Annotated in this window: 13 protein-coding genes; 6 read left to right on the top strand and 7 right to left on the bottom strand. The window is 68.0% G+C overall.

Going from position 1 to position 22,719, the window contains the following annotated elements:
* Positions 1–55 precede the first annotated feature (55 nt).
* The 4 genes from C5F75_RS21955 to C5F75_RS21940 all read right to left on the bottom strand — a co-directional run bounded on the left by C5F75_RS21955 (position 56) and on the right by C5F75_RS21940 (position 4,051).
* Positions 56–475, bottom strand: a complete 420-nt coding sequence (locus C5F75_RS21955; RefSeq protein ID WP_060310849.1) for a DoxX family protein — start codon at positions 473–475, stop codon at positions 56–58.
* Positions 476–648: 173 nt separating this feature from the next.
* A complete protein-coding gene (locus C5F75_RS21950) occupies positions 649–1,926 on the bottom strand; it encodes a cytochrome c (RefSeq protein WP_059585013.1) in 1,278 nt (425 codons plus the stop codon).
* Between the two features lie 2 nt (positions 1,927–1,928).
* The gene (locus C5F75_RS21945) at positions 1,929–3,548 is read right to left on the bottom strand and encodes a GMC family oxidoreductase (RefSeq protein ID WP_059585012.1); all 1,620 of its coding nucleotides are present in this window, start codon (positions 3,546–3,548) and stop codon (positions 1,929–1,931) included.
* On the bottom strand, positions 3,548–4,051 hold the full coding sequence (locus tag C5F75_RS21940; protein ID WP_059639572.1) for a sugar dehydrogenase complex small subunit: 504 nt from the start codon (positions 4,049–4,051) through the stop codon (positions 3,548–3,550). Before C5F75_RS21940 ends, C5F75_RS21945 begins: the two co-directional genes overlap by 1 nt.
* Positions 4,052–4,361: 310 nt before the next feature.
* On the opposite strand from C5F75_RS21940, the gene C5F75_RS21930 reads away from it, so the two are divergent.
* The 3 genes from C5F75_RS21930 to C5F75_RS21920 all read left to right on the top strand — a co-directional run bounded on the left by C5F75_RS21930 (position 4,362) and on the right by C5F75_RS21920 (position 13,476).
* Positions 4,362–10,409, top strand: a complete 6,048-nt coding sequence (locus tag C5F75_RS21930) for an alpha-2-macroglobulin family protein (RefSeq protein WP_104012739.1) — start codon at positions 4,362–4,364, stop codon at positions 10,407–10,409.
* Between the two features lie 10 nt (positions 10,410–10,419).
* Complete coding sequence (gene pbpC, locus C5F75_RS21925) at positions 10,420–12,663, top strand: penicillin-binding protein 1C (RefSeq protein WP_089465592.1); 2,244 nt, start codon at positions 10,420–10,422, stop codon at positions 12,661–12,663.
* A gap of 123 nt (positions 12,664–12,786) precedes the next feature.
* Positions 12,787–13,476: a hypothetical protein gene (locus C5F75_RS21920; protein ID WP_104012738.1), complete on the top strand. Its 690-nt coding sequence runs from the start codon at positions 12,787–12,789 to the stop codon at positions 13,474–13,476.
* A gap of 29 nt (positions 13,477–13,505) precedes the next feature.
* On the opposite strand, the gene C5F75_RS21915 is transcribed toward C5F75_RS21920, so the two are convergent.
* Together C5F75_RS21915 and C5F75_RS21910 are read right to left on the bottom strand one after the other, a co-directional pair.
* Positions 13,506–14,027, bottom strand: a complete 522-nt coding sequence (locus C5F75_RS21915) for a GNAT family N-acetyltransferase (protein ID WP_060009342.1) — start codon at positions 14,025–14,027, stop codon at positions 13,506–13,508.
* 21 nt (positions 14,028–14,048) lie between these two features.
* Entirely contained in the window at positions 14,049–15,296 is a 1,248-nt protein-coding gene (locus tag C5F75_RS21910) for a multidrug effflux MFS transporter (protein WP_060009339.1), read from the bottom strand.
* A 294-nt stretch (positions 15,297–15,590) separates the two neighbouring features.
* On the opposite strand from C5F75_RS21910, the gene C5F75_RS21900 reads away from it, so the two are divergent.
* Positions 15,591–16,133, top strand: a complete 543-nt coding sequence (locus tag C5F75_RS21900) for a hypothetical protein (protein ID WP_060009336.1) — start codon at positions 15,591–15,593, stop codon at positions 16,131–16,133.
* A 75-nt stretch (positions 16,134–16,208) separates the two neighbouring features.
* Here the strand turns inward: C5F75_RS21900 and C5F75_RS21895 are convergent, their stop codons facing one another.
* Complete coding sequence (locus tag C5F75_RS21895; protein WP_059585004.1) at positions 16,209–17,105, bottom strand: glutamate/aspartate ABC transporter substrate-binding protein; 897 nt, start codon at positions 17,103–17,105, stop codon at positions 16,209–16,211.
* Positions 17,106–17,523: 418 nt separating this feature from the next.
* Here C5F75_RS21895 and C5F75_RS21890 point away from each other — a divergent pair, with 418 nt between their 5' ends.
* Entirely contained in the window at positions 17,524–19,194 is a 1,671-nt protein-coding gene (locus tag C5F75_RS21890) for a S8 family peptidase (protein WP_059585003.1), read from the top strand.
* A gap of 715 nt (positions 19,195–19,909) precedes the next feature.
* Positions 19,910–22,675 (top strand): magnesium-translocating P-type ATPase, encoded by a 2,766-nt coding sequence (gene mgtA / locus C5F75_RS21875; RefSeq protein ID WP_059585002.1) that lies wholly within the window; start codon positions 19,910–19,912, stop codon positions 22,673–22,675.
* Positions 22,676–22,719 lie beyond the last annotated feature (44 nt).

Here is a 22,719-nt window from a genome sequence, read left to right as displayed (position 1 = left end):
CCCCTCGAAGTCTCGACCGTCCGACGCGCGCCCCATGCACGCGCCTCGGGTCTGCTTAGCCGCGATCGATCGAAAAACGTCCGGGGCCGGCCGCGCAGAGCGCGAGCAAGCCGCCCGAGATCGCGATGTTCTTGTAGAAGTGAATCATGTTGTTGATCTGCTCGCCGCCCGTCATCGTCCAGTAGTGATGGCCGATGATGCCGGTGCCGATCGTATACAGCGCAAGCAGCAGCGCGAGCGCGCGCGTCTGGAAACCGACGAGGATCGCGATCCCGACGAACAGCTCCATCACGACGGAGATCGCCGCCGAGATGATCGGCGCCGGCGCGCCCTCGCTACCCATGAACGCGATCGTACCGGAGAAGTCGACAATCTTCTTCCAGCCGAACATCACGAACAGGATCACGAGCAGAATGCGGGACAGCAGCAGCAGCACATCGCGCTGGGACGCGAGAAACGGTTGATTCGGTGTCATGGTGTGATCAACGAAAACGATGCGCGCAGCCGCACGCACCGGATTGCCTGTGAACCGGAGCGGGCGGCCATCCGCGCCGCCCGCTCCGCTCTGCAACAACCGGCATCGGGACCCGCCCGATGTGCTGTGCTCCTCCTCTTTTATGTTGTCGCCCTGCTTCGTCGCGCGCCGCGTCAGCGCAGCTTCGCGACGTCCTGCTCGGTCACCTTCGCGGCCGGATTGCCGAACTGCCCGGTCAGGTAGTTCGTCAGCGCGGCGATCTGCGCATCCGACAGCTCGTGGCGGAACGCCGGCATCCCGACGTCCTCGCTACCGGCCTTGCGCTGCACGCCGTTCAGGATCACCTGCACGAGGTTGGTCGGATTCGACGCGCCGACCGTCGAGTTGTGGAACAGCGGCGGGTAGTAACCGTCCGGCGTGCCCTTGCCCTGCATCTGGTGACAGGTCGCGCAGTTGCCGAGATACAGCCGCGCCGGATCGATACCCGACGACGCGAGCGCGACGCCGCGCAGCTTCAGGCCGTCCTCGGCCGGCTTGCCCCACGACGAGCGCGACTGCTTCGCGTCGCCGCTGGCCACGGCCGGCACCGTACGAATGTACGTCGAGATCGCGCCGATGTCGGCTTCGGTCATCTTCGAGAAGCTGTGCTCGATCGCCTCCGCCATCGGGCCGGCTGCCTGCGCGAGGCCCGGCACGCTGCCGGTGCGCAGGTACTGGACGAGCTGCTGCTGCGTCCAGCCGCCGATCCCCGCGTTCGGGTCGGACGTGATGTTGTAGCCGTCCCAGCCCGCGAGCACCGAGCCCGACAGGAAGCTGCCGCCCGTTTCGTCGAGCGACTTCTCCTGCATCGCGATGCCGCGCGGCGTGTGGCACGTGCTGCAGTGCGCGAGGCCCTGCACGAGATACGCGCCGCGGTTCCACTCGGCGCTCTGCTCGGGCTTCGGCTGGTACACGCCGTCCTTCAGGAACAGCCAGTTCCAGATCTTCAGCGGCCAGCGCATGCTCAGCAGCGCGGGGATCTCGTTCTTCGGCGGCGCCTGCTTGACCGGTTCGACGCCGTGCATGAAGTACGCGTACAGCGCCCGCACGTCGTCGTCGTTGATCTTCGCGTACGACACGTACGGCATCGCCGGATACAGGTTGTCGCCGTTCTTCGACACGCCGTGACGCACCGCGCGCTCGAAATCGTCGAACGTCCAGTTGCCGATGCCCGTGTCGGGATCGGGCGTGATGTTGCTCGTATAGATCTTGCCGAGCATCGGCACCGGCATGCCGAGGCCGCCCGCGAACGGCTTGCCGCCTTTCGCGGTGTGGCAGGCCATGCAGTCGCCGGCGACCGCGAGGTATTCGCCGCGCTTGACCTGCGCCGGATCGGCCGAATCGGCCGCGCGTGCGAGGCCGGGCAACGCAAGGCAGCCGGCCAGGAGGAAGGTGAGAGTAGATTTCCGCACGGTCAGACTTCCTTCTTCAGCGTGTCCGACATCCGCAGCGCGAGCGCCGCGATCGTCAGCGTCACGTTCACCGTACCGACGGTCGGCATCGTCGAGCTGCTCGAGATGAACAGGTTCGGATGGTCGAACGTGCGGCAGTCCTTGTCGACGACCGAGTCGCGCGCATCCGCGCCCATGATCGTCGCGCCGGTGATGTGGTTGTTCGGCGCGAACTCGTCGTTGAAGACGACGTCGGTGCCGCCGAGCACCTTCGCGGCCGTCGCGTAGACCTCGCGCGTGTGCACGGCGCCGCGCTTCACGTAATCGTCGATCGCATACGTGATCTCGGGGCGCGGGATGCCGATCGCGTCGGTGGCCGTCTTGCTCGGCACGATGCGATTCTCGGGCTGCGGCAGGATTTCGTGGAAGCAGTCGAACTGCACGTAGCGCGCGGAACGGTCGCGGATCTGCGCGTCGAGTTCCTCGTGCTTCATCAGCTTGCCGGCCTTGAAGATCTTCTGCGTCTCCTGGTTGATGCGCGACATGTTCGACAGATGGATCTTCTTCGCGGCTTCGGTCGCGCGGAACGGGCCGTCGCGGAAACCGATCAGCGACGTCATCTCCTGCGGGCCGCGGCCCGGCCACAGCTTCTCGCTCGCGTAGAACGACACGCCGGTGCCGGGGTGGTCCATCAGGTTGCGGCCGACCATGTCGGAGCTGTTCGCGACGCCGTTCGGGAAATCGCGGTTCGCGGACATCAGCAGGATCTTCGGCGTCTCGATGCCGTTCGCGGCGAGTACGAAGTACTTGCCCTCGACGCGATGGTCGGCGCCCGTCTTGTCCTTGTAGATCGCGGCGACGATGCGCTTGTCCGGCCCGGTCTCGAGCTTGTAGACCACCGCGCTGTCGATCAGCTTCGCGCCGGCCTGCTCGGCCTTCTCGACGTGGACGATGCCGTTGTACATCGCGCCGATCGGGCAGATCGGCATGCAGTTGTTGTTCCCGCAACAAGTCGGCCGGCCGTCGTACGGGCGGCTGTTGCGCGCGACGGGCTCGGTCACCACGTGGAACTTCGGGTCGTAGCCGTTCAGCGCGCTCTTGATGGTCTGCTCGTTGAACGACAACGGCAGCGGCGGCATCGGGTACGCCTGCTTGCGCGGCGAGTACAAATCTTCCTCGGGGCCCGGGCCCCACACGCCGAGCTCTTCCTCGGCACGCTGATAGTAATGCTCGAGATCGTCGTACTGGATCGGCCAGTCGCGGCCGACGCCGTACACCGTCTTCATCTTGAAGTCGTTCGGGATGAAGCGCCACGCCGACGCGGCCCAGTGCCACGTCGTGCCGCCCACCGCGCGGATGTACTGCGAGTTGAACTTGTGCTCGCCCTTCAGGATCAGGTAGTCGTTCGGCGGGCCGTATTCCGGATGCGGGGCCCACGGGCTCGACGGGTACGGCGCCATGAAATCGGTCTTGTCGGGCTGGTTGCGAAAGCGCTCGACGATTTCCCAGCGCGGCATGCGCGGGCCGGCTTCCAGCAGGATCACGGACTTGCCCGCCATCGCGAGCTGGTGCGCGACGATCGCGCCGGCGACACCGGACCCGACGACGACGATGTCGGCCTTTTGCGTATCGGTATCGGCCATCAGGCTTGCCTCTCGATCGGTTTTTCGGCCCAGAAGCCGGGTTTGTTGGGGCAATACGAAGGGATCACGAGGGTATCGGACACCACGCTGAACATTAATGCTTCTTCGTAGGTAATCACGACGTCGTCGACGATGCCGAGATACCACGCGCCGAGAATCGTCAATGCGAGCGATTCCTGGTCGGGATTCAGCGAGCCGGATGCGAGCGCGCCGGCAAGTTGCGGCAGGCTGTCGGCCGTCTTGAACGAGCCCTTCTGCAAGGCCTGCAGATAGCGCTGACCGGTCACGCGGCTCAGCCCTTTCTTGCCGGTCAATGCTTCGGAAAGCGTCATGAACGTATCGAGCGGCGCGGTGCCGGGATCGTCGGCCAGGGCCCGCAACGCCAGCGAGCCGGTGAGGCCCGCCGCCGTCAGCGCCAGTGCGCCCTGCAGCCATTGACGCCGCGTGATGCCGGTTGCGGCTGCGTCGTCACGACGCGATTGGGGGGTGTTGTCGTTGTGCATGTTTCCTTCTCTCGAACACCGGATTCGGGAAAACCACGCTTGATATTTCTCAAACATTGGCGCGGACCTGAAATGTACGCGCACAAATCGAATCGAACAATCTTTTTATAGTTCATTAAATGTTCCGCAATCCGGCGTAATCGACATTTCGCTGCATTTTTGTGTCGTCGACGCGACAAATCTGCGGCACGCCTGCCCGTGTCGCGCGCCGACCACACACTGCCCCTGCACGCCGCGCTGCGCGCGCACGGCGGTCGGTTAGAATCCCGTGCAATCAAACAGAAAGCTTCCCTCCGAGGGCAATCGAGCGATGAAGCAACGCGACAAGCACAACAAAGAAACCGACCAGACCAACCACACGGCCCGCCTGCTCTGGCGCATCGGCGCCGTCGCGGCGCTCGGCGGCGCCACGGCGCTGTCGCTGCACGCGGGCGCGGCGCGCACGGTGAGCGTGTCGCCGCAAGGCACCGTCACCGAAGTCCGGCAGAGCGTCGTCAAGTTCGACGAACCGATGGTCGCCTTCGGCTCGGCCTCCGCGCCGAATCCGGCGCGCATGACCTGCAACGATTCGACGGCCGCGCGCGGCCAGGGCCACTGGCTCGACGACAAGACCTGGGTTTACGATTTCGAAAGCGACCTGCCGCCCGGCGTGCGCTGCTCGGTCGCGCTCAACGACACGCTGCGCTCGGTCGCCGGCAACGCGGTCAGCGGCCCGCGTCGCTTCACGTTCCAGACGGGCGGCCCGTTTCCGGTGTCGGTGCGCCCCGGCTCGCGCGAGATCGAGGAGCGGCAGGTCTTCGTGATGAAGCTGAACGGCCCGGCCGAGCCGCGCTCGGCGCTCGCGAACATCTGGTGCGAAGCGGCCGGCATCGGCAACCGCATTCCCGTCACGGCGGCCGACGACGAGACGCGCAACGCGCTGCTCGATCACTTCGGCTGGAAGAAGGAGGCGGCGCGCGTGCTGACGCTGTCGTGCTCGCAGGCGCTGCCGGCGAGCGCGAAGATGCAGCTCGTGTACGGCAAGGGCGTCGCGAGCCCGAGCGGCATCGCGAACGACACCGAACGGCGCTTCGATTTCACCGTGCGCGCACCGTTCGCCGCGAGCTTCTCGTGCGAACGCGAAAACGCGAAGGCGCCCTGCACGCCGCTGCGCCCGCTCACGCTGTCGTTCAACGCACCGATCTCGCGCAAGCAGGCCGAAGCGATCAAGCTGCGCGGCCCCGACGGCTCGCTGTCGCCCACCTTCGCGGCCGACGATCGCAGCGAGGAAGTGACGACCGTCACGTTCAACCCGCCGCTGCCCGCGCAGGCCGGCCTGACCGTCGAGCTGCCGTTCGGCCTGCACGACGTGACCGACCGGCCGCTGTCCAATGCCGACCTGTTCCCGCTCGCGACGCGCACCGCGCCGATGCCGCCGCTCGCCAAATTCTCGTCGGGCACCTTCGGGATCGTCGAGCGCTTCGCCGAACCCGATACGCCCGCGCTGGTGCCCGTCACGCTGCGCAACGTCGAGGCCGACCTGCATATCGCCGGCCTCAATGCGGGCGGCGCGCAATTCGCGAACCTGAAGGTCGAGAACGACACCGCGATCCGCCAATGGATGCGCACCGTCGATCGCTTCGACAACTGGTCGATGACGGCCGGCTCGATCGACGACCAGATTCCCGGCCTGCTGGAACGCAAGGGCCAACACCCGGTGTACGTGCCGCTCGAGGCCGGCGAAAAGCAGCCCGCGCCGAAGAACCGCCGCATCGACGTGCGCTCGCTGTCGCTGCTGACGGGCGAGCCCGGCGCGCAGGTGCTGACGCTGCCGAAGGCCGACCCGAAGACGCTGCGCCCGTTCGAGGTGGTCGGCGTGCCGATCGACAAGCCCGGCTTCTACGTGCTCGAACTCGCGTCGCCCGCGCTCGGCCGCTCGCTGCTCGCGAAGCCGTCGAGCATGTACGTGCGCACGACCGTGCTCGTCACGAACCTCGGCGTGCACCTGAAACAGGGCCGCGAGAACAACCTCGTGTGGGTCACGACGCTCGACAAGGGCAAGCCGGTGCCGAACGCGCAGATCCGCGTGTCGGACTGCAACGGCGACGAGATCGCGGCCGGCAAGACCGACGCGCAGGGCCTGCTGAAGATCGACGGGCCGTTCGAGCCTAAGCGCGCGTGCAACTCGTCGGAAACCTTCAACGACTATTTCGTATCGGCCCGCGTCGTCGATCCGAAGACGGGCCCCGACATGGCGTTCGTCAGCTCGGGCTGGAACCGCGGGATCGAATCGTGGCGCTTCAACGTGCCGACCGACACCGACAGCGCGCCGACCGTGCGCGCGCATACGGTGTTCGACCGCACGCTGCTGCGCGCCGGCGAAACCGTGTCGATGAAGCATTTCATCCGCACCGAGACGCTGCAGAGCCTCGCGTTCCCGTCGCAATACCCGACGCGCGTGACGATCCGCCATCTCGGCACGGGCCAGACCTACAAGCTGCCGCTCACATGGGCAGCCGACCACAGCGCGGACTCGCAGTTCACGCTGCCGGCGGCCGCGAAGCTCGGCGAATACGGCGTCGAGCTCGAAGGCGGCCCGGAAGATGCGCCGACGGCCACTTACTACAGCGGCAGCTTCCGCGTCGAGGCGTTCCGCCTGCCGGTGCTGAAAGGCTCGATCGGCGCGCGCGACACGCAGAAGAGCCCGCTCGTCGCCGTGAAGGAAGCGCCGCTCGCGGTGCAGATCGACTACGTGTCGGGCGGCGGCGCATCGAACCTGCCGGTGCAGGTGTCGGCGCTGATGAAGTGGGCATCGCCGCCGTTCGCCGATCGTTTCGAGGATTTCAGCTTCACGCCGTATCGTCCGGACACGAACGACGGCAACGCCGACGACGATGCGCAGGACGGCGACAACACGTCGTCGTCGGCATCGAGCAACGATCCCGACGCGACGAAACTGATCGCCGACAAGCTGCCGCTGACGCTCGACCGCAACGGTGCGGGCACGGTCACGCTCAAGGGCCTGCCCGACGTCGACGCACCGAAGCGCATCGCGCTGGAGGCGACGTTCGCCGACCCGAACGGCGAAGTGCAGACGATCCGCGGCGACACGATCCTGTGGCCGGCCGCGGTGGTGGCCGGCATCAAGGCCCGCCGCTGGGTGTCGGTCGGCCAGCGCGTGCCGGTGCAGGCGCTGGCGGTCGACCTGCAGGGCAAGCCGCGTGCGTCGGTGCCGATCGAGATCAAGGGCGTGGCTCGCATCACGACGTCGTCGCGCAAGCGCATGGTCGGCGGCTTCTATGCGTACGACAACAAGAGCGATACGCGCGACCTCGGCGTGCTGTGCTCGGGCAAGACCGACGACAAGGGCCGCATGGCCTGCGACGCGACGCTCGAGCAGGCCGGCAACGTGCAGCTGATCGCGGTCGCGAAGGACGGCGACGGCCGCACGTCGAATGCGTCGACGTCGGTATGGGTCACGCGCGAGGACGAACTCTGGTTCGGCGGCGACAACACCGACCGGATCGACGTGATCCCCGAGAAAACGTCGTACGAACCGGGCGAAACGGCCCGCTTCCAGGTGCGCATGCCGTTCCGCTACGCAACCGCGCTCGTCGCGGTGGAGCGCGGCGGCGTGATGGAAACGCACATCGTCGAGCTGAATGGCAAGAACCCGACCGTCGACCTGAAGGTCGGCGAATCGTGGGGGCCGAACGTCTACGTATCGGTGCTCGCGCTGCGCGGGCGGATTCGCGAGGTGCCGTGGTACTCGTTTTTCACGTGGGGCTGGAAGGCGCCGGTCGAATGGGCGCGCGCGTTCTGGCGCGAAGGCCGGCACCATGAGGCGCCGACCGCGTTCGTCGACCTGTCGAAGCCCGCGTTCCGCTACGGGCTCGGCGAGATCAAGGTCGGCACCGGCGTGCATCGCCTCGGCGTGACCGTGACGACCGACGCGACGCGCTACACGGTACGCGGCAAGGCGCAAGCGCACGTGAAGGTCACGCTGCCGAACGGCCAGCCCGCACCGGCCGGCACGCAGATCGCCATCGCGGCCGTCGACGAGGCGCTGCTCGAACTGATGCCGAACAACAGCTGGGACCTGCTCGATGCGATGCTGCGCCGGCGCGCATACGGCGTCGAGACGGCCACCGCGCAGATGGAAATCGTCGGCCGCCGCCACTTCGGCCGCAAGGCCGTGCCGGCCGGCGGCGGGGGCGGCAGCGCGCCGACCCGCGAGCTGTTCGACACGCTGCTGCTGTGGAACCCACGCGTGACGCTGGATGCCAACGGCAGCGCAACCGTCGAGGTGCCGCTGAACGACGCGCTCACGCGCTTCCGGATCGTCGCGATCGCGGCGGTCGGCCCCGACCGTTTCGGCACGGGCAGCACGTCGATCCGCAGCACGCAGGATCTGCAACTGATCTCCGGCCTGCCGCCGCTCGTGCGCGAAGGCGACGCGTTCCGCGCGCAGGTCACGCTGCGCAACACGACCGACCGCGCGATGCAGGTCGTCGTGACGCCGCGCGTGACGGGCCTCGACGTCGCGCCGCAGACCGTGTCGCTGGCGGCGAATGCGGCGACCGAGGTCGCGTGGACGGTCACCGTGCCCGAGCAGGCGCTCGATGCGGCCGGTGCGCTGAACTGGCGCATCGAGGCGGCCGAGCAAGGCGGCAAGCGCGCGTCCGATGCACTGGCTGTCGCGCAGAAGGTGGTGCCCGCGCTGCCGGTCACGGTGCAGCAGGCGACGCTCGCACAGGTCGACGGCACGTTGACGGTGCCCGTCGCGGCCCCGGCCGGCGCGGTCGGCAACGCGCAAGGCATACCGCGCGGCGGCATCGCCGTATCGCTGCAGTCGAAGCTCGCCGACGGCCTGCCCGGCGTGCGGCGCTGGTTCGAGCGCTATCCGTACCGCTGCCTCGAACAGCAGACGTCGCGCGCGATCGGGCTGCGCGACCCCGCGCAATGGCAGGCGCTGATCGCACGCATGCCCGTCTACCTCGACAGCGACGGCCTGGCGAGCTACTTCCCGCCGTCGTCCGACGATTCGCACCACGGCAGCCCGACGCTGTCGTCGTACCTGCTCGTGGTGTCCGACGAAGCCAGCCGCCTCGATCCGCGCTTCGCGCTGCCGGAAGACCTGCGCACGCAGCTCGAGGCCGGGCTCGCGCGCTTCGTCGACGGCCGCATCGAGCGCAACGCGTGGGCGCCGCGCCAGGATCGCGACCTGCGCAAGCTCGCCGCGATCGAGGCGCTGTCGCGCTACGGCGCCGCACAGGGCCGCATGCTCGGTTCGATCGAGATCGCGCCGAACCAGTGGCCGACGTCGGCGGTGATCGACTATCACGCGATCCTGACGCGCGTGAAGGACATCCCGCAACGCGACGAGAAACGCGCGCAGGTCGACCAGATCCTGCGGGCGCGTCTCACGTACCAGGGCACGCAGCTCGTGTTCTCGACCGCGCGCGACGACGACCTGTGGTGGCTGATGACCAGCAACGAGACCAATGCCGCGCGTCTCGCGCTGGAATTCGCGGGCGACCCGGCATGGAAGGATGAAATGCCGCGCGTGACCGCCGGCCTGCTCGCGCTGCAACGTCAGGGCGCATGGCAGACGACGACGTCGAACGCGCTCGGCCTGCTCGCGGTCGAGCGCTTCTCGCGTACCTACGAGAGCACGCCGGTCACCGGCGCGACGAAGGTGGCGCTCGGCGGCGACGCGCGCTCGATCTCGTGGTCGCAGCCGGCATCGGCCGCGCCCGCCGATACGCCCGCGTCGGCCACGCCCGCGACCCGCGCGGCCGCCGCGCGCAGCGTGCTGATGCCGTGGCCGCGTGCGTCGCAGGGGCCGGCCACGCTGTCGGTCACGCAGGACGGCACCGGCCGCCCGTGGGCGACCGTCGAGAGCCTCGCGGCCGTGCCGCTGCGCGCGCCGTTCGCGGCCGGCTACCGGATCACGAAGACCGTCACGCCCGTGTCGCCGGCCGTCAACGGCGTGCTGACGCGCGGCGACGTCGTGCGCGTGCATCTCGACATCGATGCGCAGAGCGACATGACGTGGGTCGCCGTCAACGATCCGATCCCGGCCGGCGCGACGATCCTCGGGTCGGGCCTCGGCCGCGATTCCGAAGCCGCGACACAGGGCGAGAAGACGCCCGACGGCGCATGGCCGACGTTCATCGAGCGCGACTTCGACGGCTACCGCGCGTATTACGACTATTTGCCGAAGGGCAAATTCTCGGTCGAGTACACGCTGCGGCTGAACAACGTCGGCACGTTCGGGCTGCCGCCGACACGTGTCGAGGCACTGTATGCGCCGTCCGTGTACGGCCTGTGGCCGAACCCGCCGATGACCGTGAAGCCGGCCGACGCGGGCAAGTAACGAGACCGCGATGATCGATCTGGCTTTGCCGCGGCCGGCGCGTTTCGCCGGCCGCGTATTCGTCGCCGTCGTGCTGGCCGCCCCGCTCGTCGCGCATGCGCTGCCCGGCTACGACGACGTGCGCCGCAACTGGCGCAGCTCCGACTGGGTGCTGCTCGCGCGCGACGGCACGCCGCTGCAGCGCACGCGCGTCGACCTCACCGAGCGGCGCGGCGACTGGGTATCGCTCGCCGACGTATCGCCCGCGTTCCGCGAGGCGATCGTCGTGTCCGAGGACAAGCGCTTCTACGAACACAGCGGCGTCGACTGGCGCGGCATTGCCGGCGCCGCGTGGGGCAACCTGTGGAACGAGCGCACGCGCGGCGCGTCGACCGTCACGATGCAGCTCGCGGGGCTGCTCGGCGATTCGCCGCGCCGCTCGGGCCAGCGCTCGCTGCCGCAGAAGGCCACGCAGGCCGTGAACGCGCTGTGGCTCGAACGCAGTTGGCGCAAGGACCAGATCCTCGAGGCCTACCTGAATCTGGTGCCGTTCCGCGGCGAGACCATCGGGCTCGGCGCGCTGTCGCAGGTGCTGTTCGGCAAGGCGCCGTCGGGCCTCGACGCGCGCGAGGCCGCGATCGCCGCCGCACTCGTGCGTGCGCCCAATGCGGCGCCGGCGAAGCTCGCCGAGCGCGCATGCCGGATCCTGCGCGACATGCAGGCCGGGCAGGCATGCGCGTCGCTCGACGGCTACGTGCAGCTCGTCACCGCACGCTCGGCCAATGCCGTACGCGACGAGGGCGCCGCCCTCGCCCCGCACTTCGCACGGCGCATCGCGGCCGAGGTCAGGCCGGCGGCCGGCGCGCAGGTCCGCACGACGCTCGACGCGCCGTTGCAGCGCTTCGCGCGCGACACGCTGATGCGCGCGCTGACCGAACTGAACGCACCCGCGCACCGGCGCAACGTGCAGGACGGCGCGGTCGTCGTGATCGACAACGCGACCGGCGAGATCCGCGCGTGGGTCGGCTCGTCGGGGGCGCTGTCGAGCGCGCGCGACGTCGATGCCGTGCTCGCGCCGCGCCAGGCCGGCTCAACGCTCAAGCCGTTCCTCTACGCGCAGGCGATCGATGAAAAGAGGTTGACGGCCGCGTCGCTGCTCGACGATGCGCCGATCAACCTCGCCGCCGGCGGCGGCCTGTACATTCCGCAGAACTACGACAAGGATTTCAAGGGCTGGGTGAGCGTGCGCAGCGCGCTCGGCGGCTCGCTGAACGTGCCGGCCGTGCGCGCGCTGGTGCTCGTCACGCCGCACCGCTTCGCGCGCACGCTGACCGCGCTTGGCCTGCCGCTCGCGCAGGAAGGCGATTACTACGGCTTCAGCCTCGCGCTCGGCAGTGCGGACGTCACGCTGCTGTCGCTGACCAACGCCTACCGCGCGCTCGCGAACGGCGGAGTCGCGCGCAAGGTCGTCGACCTGCCGGCCACGGCACCCGCGCCGGCATCCGGCGCATCGGCGCCTGCGCGGCCGGACGCCGGTACGCGCGTGTTCAGCGAGGCGGCCAGCTTCGTCGTGACCGACATCCTGTCCGACAACAACGCGCGCGTGCGCACGTTCGGCTTCGACAATCCGCTCGCGACGCGCTTCTTCTCGGCGGTCAAGACCGGCACGAGCAAGGACATGCGCGACAACTGGACGATCGGTTTTACGTCGCGCTATACGGTCGGCGTGTGGGTCGGCAATGCGGACGGCTCGCCGATGTGGGACGTGTCGGGCGTCACGGGCGCGTCGCCCGTGTGGTCGGCCGTCGTCGGCTACCTGCACCGCGACCTGCCGAGCCGTGCGCCGCGTGCGCCGGCCGGCGTCGAGACGCGCCGGATCGCGTTCGAGCGCGACATCGAGCCGGCCCGCAACGAATGGTTCGTCGCGGGCACGGCGGTCGACACGATCCGGCTCGCGGCGCCCGCCACGCCGGGCAAGGACGGTGCGCGTGCGCCGCTGACGATCGGCGCGCCGACCGACGGCACGATCTTCGCGATCGATCCGGACATTCCGCCGAAGAACCAGCGGATCTGGTTCGAACGCTCGGCCGGGCGCGCGACGAAGTTCGCGTGGCGGCTCGACGACAAGGTGATCGGGCACGCCGACCGCGTCGCGTGGCTGCCGTGGCCCGGCAGGCACCGGCTCGAACTCGTCGATGCGCGCGGCAACGTCGCCGATGCGATCGGCTTCGAGGTACGCGGCGCGTTCGCGAAGCCGGCCGCGCGCAAGCCGTGAGGCGGCGGGCCGGTCTTGCTGGCCGGCTGCATTCGCTTTTACGCCGGTTCAGGACATAGAATTACAGTAGCGCCGCATTCCCGATGCGCACCGGTTGCCTCATTCTCTCGATCGCCCGCGACCATGAACCTTCGCCTTACGCGCTTCACCCGCCCCGCGCTGGGCGCATTGTGCGTCGCAACATTCGCCGCCCTCCAGGCCTGCAACGGTGAAGCCTGCTTCGGCGTCGACGCGTGCTTCAACGACAACACGCAAACCGTCTCGCTGTCAGGCACGGCCGCGACGGGCGACGCGCTCGCGAGCGCGCAGGTGGCGGTCAATTGCGCGGCGGGGTCGGCCACGACGCTGACGGACGGCGGCGGCAACTACCGGGTGACGCTCAACGCCGCGCTGCCATGCGTCATCACCGTGGCGTCGGGCGGCGCGAGCCTGCATTCGCTCGCCTACGCGGGCGGCACCTTCGATACGACGCCCGAGACCGAGCTGATGCTCGTCTATCTCGCGGCGCAACTCGGGACGAACACGGCCGGGCTGATCGGCAATTTCCAGGGCACCCTGCGCTACCAGCGGGCGATGAACAGCCCGGACACCGTGCAGGCCGCGCAATCGGCCGTGGTGACGAACCTGCAGCAACGCTATGCGGTCACGCTGGCCGCACCGGCGTTCCTGACCACGTCGTTCGTGGTCGGGCAACCGGGCGTCGACAGCGATCTCGTCGCGCTGGCCAAGGCTGGGGCGATCGATTCGAACGGACTGCCGGATCCGGTTGCGGTGTCGCTGTTGCAGCAGGCCGGCGCCGCGCATCCGTTGTAAGGAACACGAGACGGGGCAGGAATCGACCGTCAGGCGTTCGCTTCGCGCGCGTCGTCGGCCAGCAGCGCCCAACGCTCGTGGTCGCGCCATTCGCCGCCGATGCGCAGGTAGCGCGGCGAAAATCCCTCTTGCCTGAACCCGAGCCGTCGGACCAGCGCAATCGATGCATGGTTGCCGGGCTGGATATTCGCTTCGAGCCGGTGCAGCCCGAGCTCGCGGAACGCGACGTCGACCGCCGCGTGCACCGCGTCCGTCATCAGCCCCTTGCGGCTGAGATTGGCCATCCCGTAGTACCCGAGATAAGCGCTTTGAAACACCCCGCCGACGATCTCGTTGAGATTCACCACGCCGACCACCGCGCCCGACGCCCGTTCGCGCGCGACCAATCCGACGTTCGGCCCCGTCAGGCAGCGGGCGAACCATTGATCGAACCCGGTCTGGTCGATGAACGAATCGACCCACGGCAAATGGTGACTCCGGCTCGCGCGGTTGGCGGCGATGAGGTCGGCGGCGTCGGACCGGGCGACGCGATTCAGCAGGATCCGGTTCATCAGTCGATCGCGAGCCGGCGCTTACGCCGCCTCGCCACTCCCGCACACGACCGGCGCCGCCTGCTGCCGCGACAGATGGCGCAGCAGCTTCGTCACCATCCACACGACGATGAACGACAACGCGACGAAGAACACCGCGAGCGGCGTCAGCACGTGAATCGACACGAAACCGGCCAGGCCCATCATCGCGGACGACACGAGCAGCAGCGCGCAGCCGAGAATCGCGCTCGTCAGGCCGGCGATATGCGGAAACAGCGAATTGCCCTTGGCCATCAGCGTCGGATACATCGCGCCCGCGCAGAAACCCATCACGAGCACCGGCGTCGCGAGCGTCCACACGCGCAGGCCGACGCTCAGCGCCAGCACCAGCATCGCGATCGACGCGCCCGCCATCACGCGCGCGCCGATGCGCAGCCGCTGCTCGGCGCTCGGCAGCCCGCGGCCGTGGATCCGGTTCGACAGGCCGCCGAGGAAATACATGAGGCCGATGCCGAGCGCGAGGTAGCCGAAGAAGGTCGGCGGCTTGTGCAGCGTGGTCTGCACCATGAACGGCCCGACGATGTTGAACACCAGCAGGATGCTGTAGCACAGCCCCTGTGCGAGGAAGCAGCTCTGGAACACGGGGCTCGCCAGCACCTTGCCGGTGTTCGCCATCAGCGTGCGCGGCTCGAGACGCACCGGCTTCGGCAAGGTTTCGCGGTAGCGCCACAGCAGCGCCCACATCGCCAGCGAGTAGACCAGCAGGAACACGAGGCACGCGCGCCAGCCGAACCATTCCTGCAGGTGCGCGCCGATCACCGGCGCGATGATCGGCGCCAGCCCCCATGCGATCGACATGTACGTGAACGCATGCATCAACGCCTGACCGGAGAACGAATCGGTGATGATCGCCTTCGCCAGCAGGTTGGTGGTCGCGATCCCGAAGCCCTGCAGGCAGCGCGCGAGCACGAACGTCTCCAGGTTCGGCGCGCCGAGCGACAGCAGGCAGCCGATCGTGTAGATCACGAGCCCGAACGCGAGCACGCGCTTGCGTCCGTACGCATCGGCGATCGGTCCGAAGATCAGCTGGCCGAGCGCGTAAGCGGCCATGTAGCCGGACACGCTCGACTGGATCGCCTGCGGCGTGGTCGCGAACGAACGTGCCATGTCGGGCAGCGCGGGCACGTAGATGTCGATCGCGAGTTGGCCGGCGGACGCGAACAGGCAGATCAGGAACAGCAGGAAGCGCGGCGAATTCGACTCGCGCGCCGGAGTGAGCGTGGCGTTCATGACTGGGAAGGAGGTCGGGCAGCAGTGCCGCGACGTCAATGTTCGGATGGCGAACATGCGTGCGGGGGTGGCGAATTCCGTATTGTGCCTGTTGTTGCACCGGGCGACAGGATTCCCCCTGGCGCGGGCGAGGTTGAATGCCGATCGCGGCACGTCCCGACATGCGCCGATCGGGCCGGCGGGCGGCGATTTTAATGTTGATTTAAGCCGACGGCCGCATTGTTTCGGGTGGCTCACTCCGTGAGCCGTACGTCATTGTTGATTCGATCAGTCTCGTTCGATGGAGATACGAAGATGCGATTCCGTTCGTATATGGCGGCGGGCGCGCTGGCGCTGGTGCCCGTGTTCGCGCTGGCCGGGCAAGCCGGCGCGGCGGCCGCCGCCCAACCGATGTTCGTCAATGTCAACGGGCAGGCCGTGCCCGTGAAGGCCGAAACGCGGGTCGTCCAGACGGCCGTCGGCCCGATGAAGGTCAGCACGTGGAGCTGGCACAGCCCGCAAGGCGGCGCGAGCTTCGAGATGCAGACGGCGTCGTCGGGCGGCATGCCGCCCGCCGCGGCGTTGCGGCAAATCCAGGCCGCGCAGTACCGGATGCAGGCGGCGCAAGCGCAGATGGTCGCGATGCAGCAGCAGATGATGGCGCTCCAGCACATCGCGCTCGCCAACGCGTTCGCGATGCCGATGCCGCAGCCCGTCGGGTTCGCGATACCGGCGTGGGCCGCTCCTCAACCGGTGCTCGTCATCGTCCCGGCGCAGCCGCCGATGCCGTCGGCGGCCCCGGCAACGCCGGCCGCTCCCGTCGCACCGGCCGCACGCGGCCCGGAAATCAAGGCCTGACGCGATTCGCGCCACTCGGCGCGCCGCGCCCGAACCGCCGGCACGTGCCGGCGGTTTTTCTTTGAGACGGCCGGATCAATACTGCGCCTGATCCGTCGGATTCTTGAACAGCTGCTTCATCTCCGGCGACAGCGGATAGTTGAGGCTCACGCCCTTCGGCGGAATCGGCCGCATGAACCACTGATCGTAGAGCTTCTCGGCCGCGCCTGAAGTCTGCATCTTCGCGATCACGCCGTCGACGACGCGCTTGAACGCCGGATCGTCCCTGCGCATCATGCATGCGTAGTTTTCGTGAACGAGCGGCGTGCCCGCGACCGTATACGCGCCCGGGTTGCGGTCCTTCGCGATCTCGCCGTACAGCAGCGGCTCGTCCATCACGAACGCCACCGCGCGGCCCGTCGTGACGTTCATGAACGCTTCGGCATGATCCTTCGCGCTGATGATCGTCATGTTCATCGCCTTCTCTTCGTTCAGCTTGCGCAGCAGGCGCTCGTCCGACGTGCCGGCCGTCGTCGCGACCGTCTTGCCGGCCAGGTCCGCGAAGTCCTTCACGCCCGAATCCTTGCGCGTGCTGAAGCGAATGCCGTACAGAAAGATGCTGTTCGAGAACGCGGCCTGCTTTTGCCGCTCGAGCGTGTTCGTCGTCGACCCGCATTCGAAGTCGATCGTCCCGTTCTGCAGCAGCGGAATGCGGTTCTGCGACGTGATCGGGATTTCCTTCACCGCGAGGTTCGGCAGGTTCAGATCCGTCTTCAACTGGTCGATGATGCGCGACGCGATGTCCCGCGAGTAGCCGATGTTCTTCTGCTGATTGTCCGAATACGAGAACGGCACCGACGACTCGCGAATGCCCAGCGACACGACGCCCGTGTCCTTGATCTTCTTCAGCGTACCGGTAAGGGCCTGCGCGTGCGCGGCGCCGGCCAGCGCACAGGCCAGCGCGACAGCCAGCCAACGGAAGCGGTGATCCATGCTTTTCTCCTGAAGAAACCTTGATCGAATCGCGATCCTACGCCCGACAAAATTCGTCCCACATCGGGGAAAGCGTCAAGCGGCCCCCGTCGCGCGCATCACCGTGAGGCATCGTTTCCGCGACGCGCAAAAGCGCCTGCGGCGCACGTTTCGCCGGGCCCACTGCCTGCAATCTTGCACCCCATGAACAGGTCGCCCGTTCCAAACGCGCGTTCATGCTGCAAGACAGCATCGCAACCGTTTGCGTGTCGCGCCTTTTTCGCACAAAACGTACTCAAGAAGCCGCCTCATCAGCCGTTACCCAATGCATGGCGCGTCGCAGCAGCGCTGCGTGCGCCCGACAAGAACAAGGTCCGGTTTATGCCGGACCAGGCACCACCGCCGGCACGACGGTTATCTACGAGGATCGACTTTCAACATGAAAGCCAAACGCTTCAATTTCGCGCTGGCCCGTTCGGCCCATGCGCGCATGCTCGCCGGTATGCTGTCCGCCGCCGCGCTCCTGCCCCTCGCCGGTTGCGGCGGAGGCGGCGGCGGCGGCAGCGACCCGTCTCCGTCCAACGCGTCACCTGCACCGGCGCCCGCGCCGACGCCCGCTCCCACGCCCGCACCCGCGCCCACCCCGACCACTCCGCCGGCGTCGTCCGGCGGCAATGCGTGCTCGTCGCAGCAGGCCGCCGTGCAGATGGCCGCGCAGACGGCGCCGGTCGAGCCGCCGGTCGATCACCTCATCGTCAAGCTGAAAACGCTGACGGCCACGCGGGCGATGGCGGCCGTCGACGACGGTTCGAGACTCGACGCGGTGATCCAGCGCGCGATGACGCGCTGGACGGCGCCGGTGACCGGCAGCGCACGCGCGTACGCGAGCACCATCGCGCAAACGCCGGTGAACGTTCAGGTCGAGCGAACGATCTCGAACGGCGCGGCCGTGCTGTCGCTCGGCCAGCGCATGGCCGCCACCGATGCCGCCGCGCTCGCAGAGGCGTTCGCGGCCGACAGCGACGTCGACTACGCGGAACCGGATCACCCGATGCAGATCCGCGACACGCCGAGCGACCCGCTCTACAACCAGCAGTGGTACCTGTCCGATCCGACCGCCGGCATCAACCTGCCGCCCGCATGGAACGTGACCAAGGGTTCGCCGACCGTCGTCACGGCCGTGCTCGATACCGGCTACCGGCCGCACGGCGACCTCGTCGGCAATCTGATACAGCAAGGCTACAACTTCATCAGCAACATCAACACCAGCAACAACGGCTCGAGGCGCGGCCCGGACGCAACCGATCCGGGCGACTGGGTCACGCAGCAGGAACTCGACGACGTCAACGGCCCGTTCTATCACTGCGCGAGCCAGCCGAGCAACAGCAGCTGGCACGGCACGCGCGTGATGGGCGTGATCGGCGCGACCGCCAACAACGGCACCGGCGTCGCCGGCGTGTCGTGGCTCGGCCAGATCCTGCCGGTGCGCGTACTCGGCAAGTGCGGCGGCGTGACGAGCGACATCGCCGACGGCATGCGCTGGGCAGCCGGCATTCCGGTGTCCGGCGTTCCGACGAACCCGCGCCCGGCGAAGATCATCAACCTGAGCCTCGGCGGGGTCGGCGCGTGCAGCACGACGTTCCAGCGGGCGATCGACGACGTGACCGCGAAAGGCGTGACCGTGATCGTCGCGGCCGGCAACGACGGCCTGTCGACCGGGCTCGACCAGCCCGCGAACTGCCGCGGCGTGATCACCGTCGGCGCGACCGACGCGACGGGCCGACGCGCATCGTTCAGCAACTTCGGCGCCGACGTCGCGCTGAGCGCACCGGGCGTCAACATCCTGTCGACGTCGAACGCCGGCACGACGACGCCGGGCTCGGACACCTATGGCCCCGCGACCGGCACCAGCCTCGCGACGCCGCAGGTGACGGGAGTTGCCGCGCTGATGCTGTCGGTGAACGGCAACCTCACGCCCGCGCAGATCATGCAGAAGCTGCAAGGCGGCACGCGCGCGGCGAAGCTCTCGGCCGGCACGTCGTGCACCGCGATGCCGGCAGGCTCGGGCATCCTCGATGCAGCGGCCGCCGTCGCGACCGCGAACCAGTAACCGGCATCTCGTTCGACGCGGCCGCGCGCATGCCGACAAGGTGTGCGCGCGGCTGTTTCATTGCGGGTTGTCGGGCGCGACCGCGAACATGCACCCACGCGATCAAGCATCTCGAAATAACGCCCGACAAAAGGGTTGACGCTTCGCACGGCGAGCCATTACCATCGCCCCCGTCTAGTTACATGGAGTGTTCTGTGAACACCGATGCGAGTTGTAGTTGGTGCATGACCAACTTGACTGCTGCCTGAGGAAAACGCGCAGAGCCTCGTCTTCTGCCGCATCCCGGGAAGCAGGATGCGGCGCCCTTCCGGCCTGACTACCGGCCCGATCTCCCGCCGAATTTTCGATGTTGTCGAATGCACGCGACGCGCCGTCGCGCGTGTGCGTTCGTGCTGCGCGCGGCGCCAGCCGCGTGCGCCCTCCGTTCGCGTGCCGTCCGGCCGCGCGCCTCGTTGCGCGCGCCGCTGCCGATCGCCCGTGCCGACCATTCGCAACCGACAGGAGTGCAGATGAACTCAGACGACAGTAGTCGATTACCGCTCGCCGGTGCGACGCCGCGCATCGACACGCCGTGCGCCGCGCGCGCGCCGGCGAGCGTTCCCGCCTTTACCGATCCACAGCCGATCGCGCCTGACGCGACGCGGCGGGGAGCGTTCGTGCGTCGATAACGTCACGGCCGCTCCCCGCCCGCCGCCTCGTGCGCAAGGAGCGACTCATGACGACACGACACAACACCTCGCACAACAAACAGCGCGGCTTCATCAAGGCCGGCGCCGGCCAGCAGAACGAACCGCGCATCATGCGCGCCGCGCGGGAAGCGGCCCGCCCGCTCGAAGACACGCTGAAGTCGCTGCGCACCAGCACGCGCGGCCTCACCTACGACCAGGCCGCCGACCGCCTGCAGCATGACGGCCCGAACGAAATCGCGCACGACAAGCCGCCGCACTGGACCCGCCAGTTGCTGCTCTCGTTCCACAACCCGTTCGTCTACGTGCTGCTGGTGCTGGCCGCCATCAGCTTCTTTACCGACGTCTACTTCGCGGCGCCCGACGATCGCGATTACGTCGGCATGACGATCCTGCTGACGATGGTCACGATCAGCGCGCTGCTGCGCTTCGTGCAGGAATTCCGTTCGCTGCGCGCGGCCGAGAAGCTCAAGGCGATGGTCCGTACGACGGCCACCGTGCAGCGCGCGGTGACCGACACGGCCGAGCCGTCACGCCGCGAAGTGCCGATGCGCGAGGTCGTCGTCGGCGACATCGTGCATCTGTCCGCCGGCGACATGATCCCCGCCGACGTGCGCCTGCTCGCGTCGCGCGACCTGTTCATCAGCCAGGCCGTGCTGACCGGCGAGGCGCTGCCGGTCGAGAAGTACGACACGCTCGGCGCGGTGGCCGGCAAATCCGCGGGCGCGCCCGCGGCCGGCGCGGCCAACGACGCACCGGCGTCGCTGCTCGATCTCGAGAACGTCTGCTTCATGGGCACCAACGTCGTCAGCGGCACGGCGACGGCCGTCGTCGTCGCGACCGGCGAGGACACGTACTTCGGCTCGCTCGCGCGCAACGTCGTGAGCCACAAGCGCATCGAGACGAGCTTCGACCGCGGGGTGACGAGCGTGAGCTGGCTGCTGATCAAGTTCATGTTCGTGATGGTGCCGATCGTGTTCATGATCAACGGCCTGACCAAGGGCGACTGGCTGAGTGCCCTCACGTTCGCGCTCGCGGTGGCCGTGGGCCTCACGCCCGAGATGCTGCCGATGATCGTCAGCGCGAACCTGGCGCGCGGCGCGGTCGCGATGGCGCGCCGCAAGGTCGTCGTCAAGCGGCTGAACTCGGTGCAGAACTTCGGCGCGATGGACGTACTCTGTACCGACAAGACCGGCACGCTCACGCAGGACAAGATCATCCTCGAACACCACCTCGACCTGTCCGGTCACAAGAACGAGGACATCCTGCGGCTCGGCTGGCTGAACAGCTTCCACCAGAGCGGCCAGAAGAACCTGATCGACATCGCGGTCGTCGCGCGCGCCGACGAGATCGGCGAACGCGTGAAGCCGCAGGGTTACAAGAAGATCGACGAACTGCCGTTCGATTTCGTGCGGCGCCGCCTGTCGGTCGTCGTCGAGGACACGCGCGGCACGCACCTGCTGATCTGCAAGGGCGCGGTCGAGGAAATGCTGGCGGTCTCCACGCACGTGCAGGACGAAGACGGCGTGCGCCCGCTCGACTTCGTGGCCCGCAAGCGATTGCTCGAACAAGCCACCGCGTACAACGAGGACGGCTTCCGCGTGCTCGTGCTTGCGACGCGCACGATCCCGCGCGGCGACGAACGCGCGCAATACCGCACCGCCGACGAACGTGATCTCGTCGTGCGCGGCTTCCTGACCTTCCTCGATCCGCCGAAGGAATCGGCCGCGCCGGCGCTCGCCGCGCTGCGCGAGAACGGCGTCGCGGTGAAGGTGCTGACGGGCGACAACGCGACCGTCACGATGAAGGTGTGCCGCCAGGTTGGCCTTGCCCCGGGCAAGCCGATGCTCGGTACGGAAATCGACGCGCTCGACGATGCGACGCTCGCGCAGGCGGTCGAACGCACGACCGTGTTCGCGAAGCTCACGCCGCTGCAGAAGGCGCGCATCGTCAAAGCGCTGCAGGCGAACGGCCACACGGTCGGCTTCCTCGGCGACGGCATCAACGATGCGCCCGCGCTGCGCGACGCGGACGTCGGCATCTCGGTCGACAGCGGCGCCGACATCGCGAAGGAAACCGCCGACATCATCCTGCTCGAAAAGAGCCTGATGGTGCTGGAGGAAGGCGTGATCAAGGGCCGCGAGACGTTCGGCAACATCCTGAAGTACCTGAACATGACGGCCAGCTCGAACTTCGGCAACGTGTTCTCGGTGCTCGTCGCCAGCGCGTTCCTGCCGTGGGAGCCGATGCTCGCGACGCAACTGCTCGTGCTGAACCTGATCTACGACACGTCGCAGATGCTGCTGCCGTGGGACAGGATGGACCCCGAGTTCCTGAAGAAGCCGCGCAAGTGGGAAGCCGGCAACATCGGCCGCTTCATGCTGTGGGTCGGGCCCACGTCGTCGGTGTTCGACATCACGACGTACGTCCTGATGTGGACCGTGTTCGGTGCGGGCGCGCTGTATCACCTGAACGGCGGTTCGGGCGGCCAGATCGTGATGAATTCGGGCTGGTTCATCGAGAGTCTCGTGTCGCAGACGCTCGTCGTGCATCTGCTGCGCACGCAGAAGATCCCGTTCCTGCAAAGCACGGCGTCGCTGCCGGTGCTGCTGTCGACCTTCACCGCGATCGCGATCGGCTGCTGGCTGCCGTTCTCGCCGTTCGCGGAGGCGATCGGCTTCATGCACCTGCCGGGCACCTACTGGCTGTGGCTCGCCGCGACGATGGTCGGCTACATCGTGCTCGCGCAGATCGTCAAGACGATCTACGTGCGCCGCTACAAGCAGTGGTTCTGATGTCGCACCGATGACGGCGTGCCGGCCCGTGCACTACCCGCGCG

This window comes from Burkholderia anthinoferrum (assembly GCF_002925705.1).
In the GTDB taxonomy this organism is placed as follows: Bacteria; Pseudomonadota; Gammaproteobacteria; order Burkholderiales; family Burkholderiaceae; genus Burkholderia; species Burkholderia semiarida.
This window is presented reverse-complemented; position numbering and strand designations above follow the sequence as displayed.

Coding starts and splice junctions, on each gene's coding strand:
- C5F75_RS21945 (WP_059585012.1), bottom strand. CDS start 3,548: ATGGCCGATACCGATACGCAAAAGGCCGACATCGTCGTCGTCGGGTCC.
- C5F75_RS21910 (WP_060009339.1), bottom strand. CDS start 15,296: ATGAACGCCACGCTCACTCCGGCGCGCGAGTCGAATTCGCCGCGCTTC.
- C5F75_RS21890 (WP_059585003.1), top strand. CDS start 17,524: ATGAAAGCCAAACGCTTCAATTTCGCGCTGGCCCGTTCGGCCCATGCG.
- C5F75_RS21930 (WP_104012739.1), top strand. CDS start 4,362: ATGAAGCAACGCGACAAGCACAACAAAGAAACCGACCAGACCAACCAC.
- mgtA (WP_059585002.1), top strand. CDS start 19,910: ATGACGACACGACACAACACCTCGCACAACAAACAGCGCGGCTTCATC.
- C5F75_RS21895 (WP_059585004.1), bottom strand. CDS start 17,105: ATGGATCACCGCTTCCGTTGGCTGGCTGTCGCGCTGGCCTGTGCGCTG.
- C5F75_RS21955 (WP_060310849.1), bottom strand. CDS start 475: ATGACACCGAATCAACCGTTTCTCGCGTCCCAGCGCGATGTGCTGCTG.
- pbpC (WP_089465592.1), top strand. CDS start 10,420: ATGATCGATCTGGCTTTGCCGCGGCCGGCGCGTTTCGCCGGCCGCGTA.
- C5F75_RS21915 (WP_060009342.1), bottom strand. CDS start 14,027: ATGAACCGGATCCTGCTGAATCGCGTCGCCCGGTCCGACGCCGCCGAC.
- C5F75_RS21900 (WP_060009336.1), top strand. CDS start 15,591: ATGCGATTCCGTTCGTATATGGCGGCGGGCGCGCTGGCGCTGGTGCCC.
- C5F75_RS21920 (WP_104012738.1), top strand. CDS start 12,787: ATGAACCTTCGCCTTACGCGCTTCACCCGCCCCGCGCTGGGCGCATTG.
- C5F75_RS21940 (WP_059639572.1), bottom strand. CDS start 4,051: ATGCACAACGACAACACCCCCCAATCGCGTCGTGACGACGCAGCCGCA.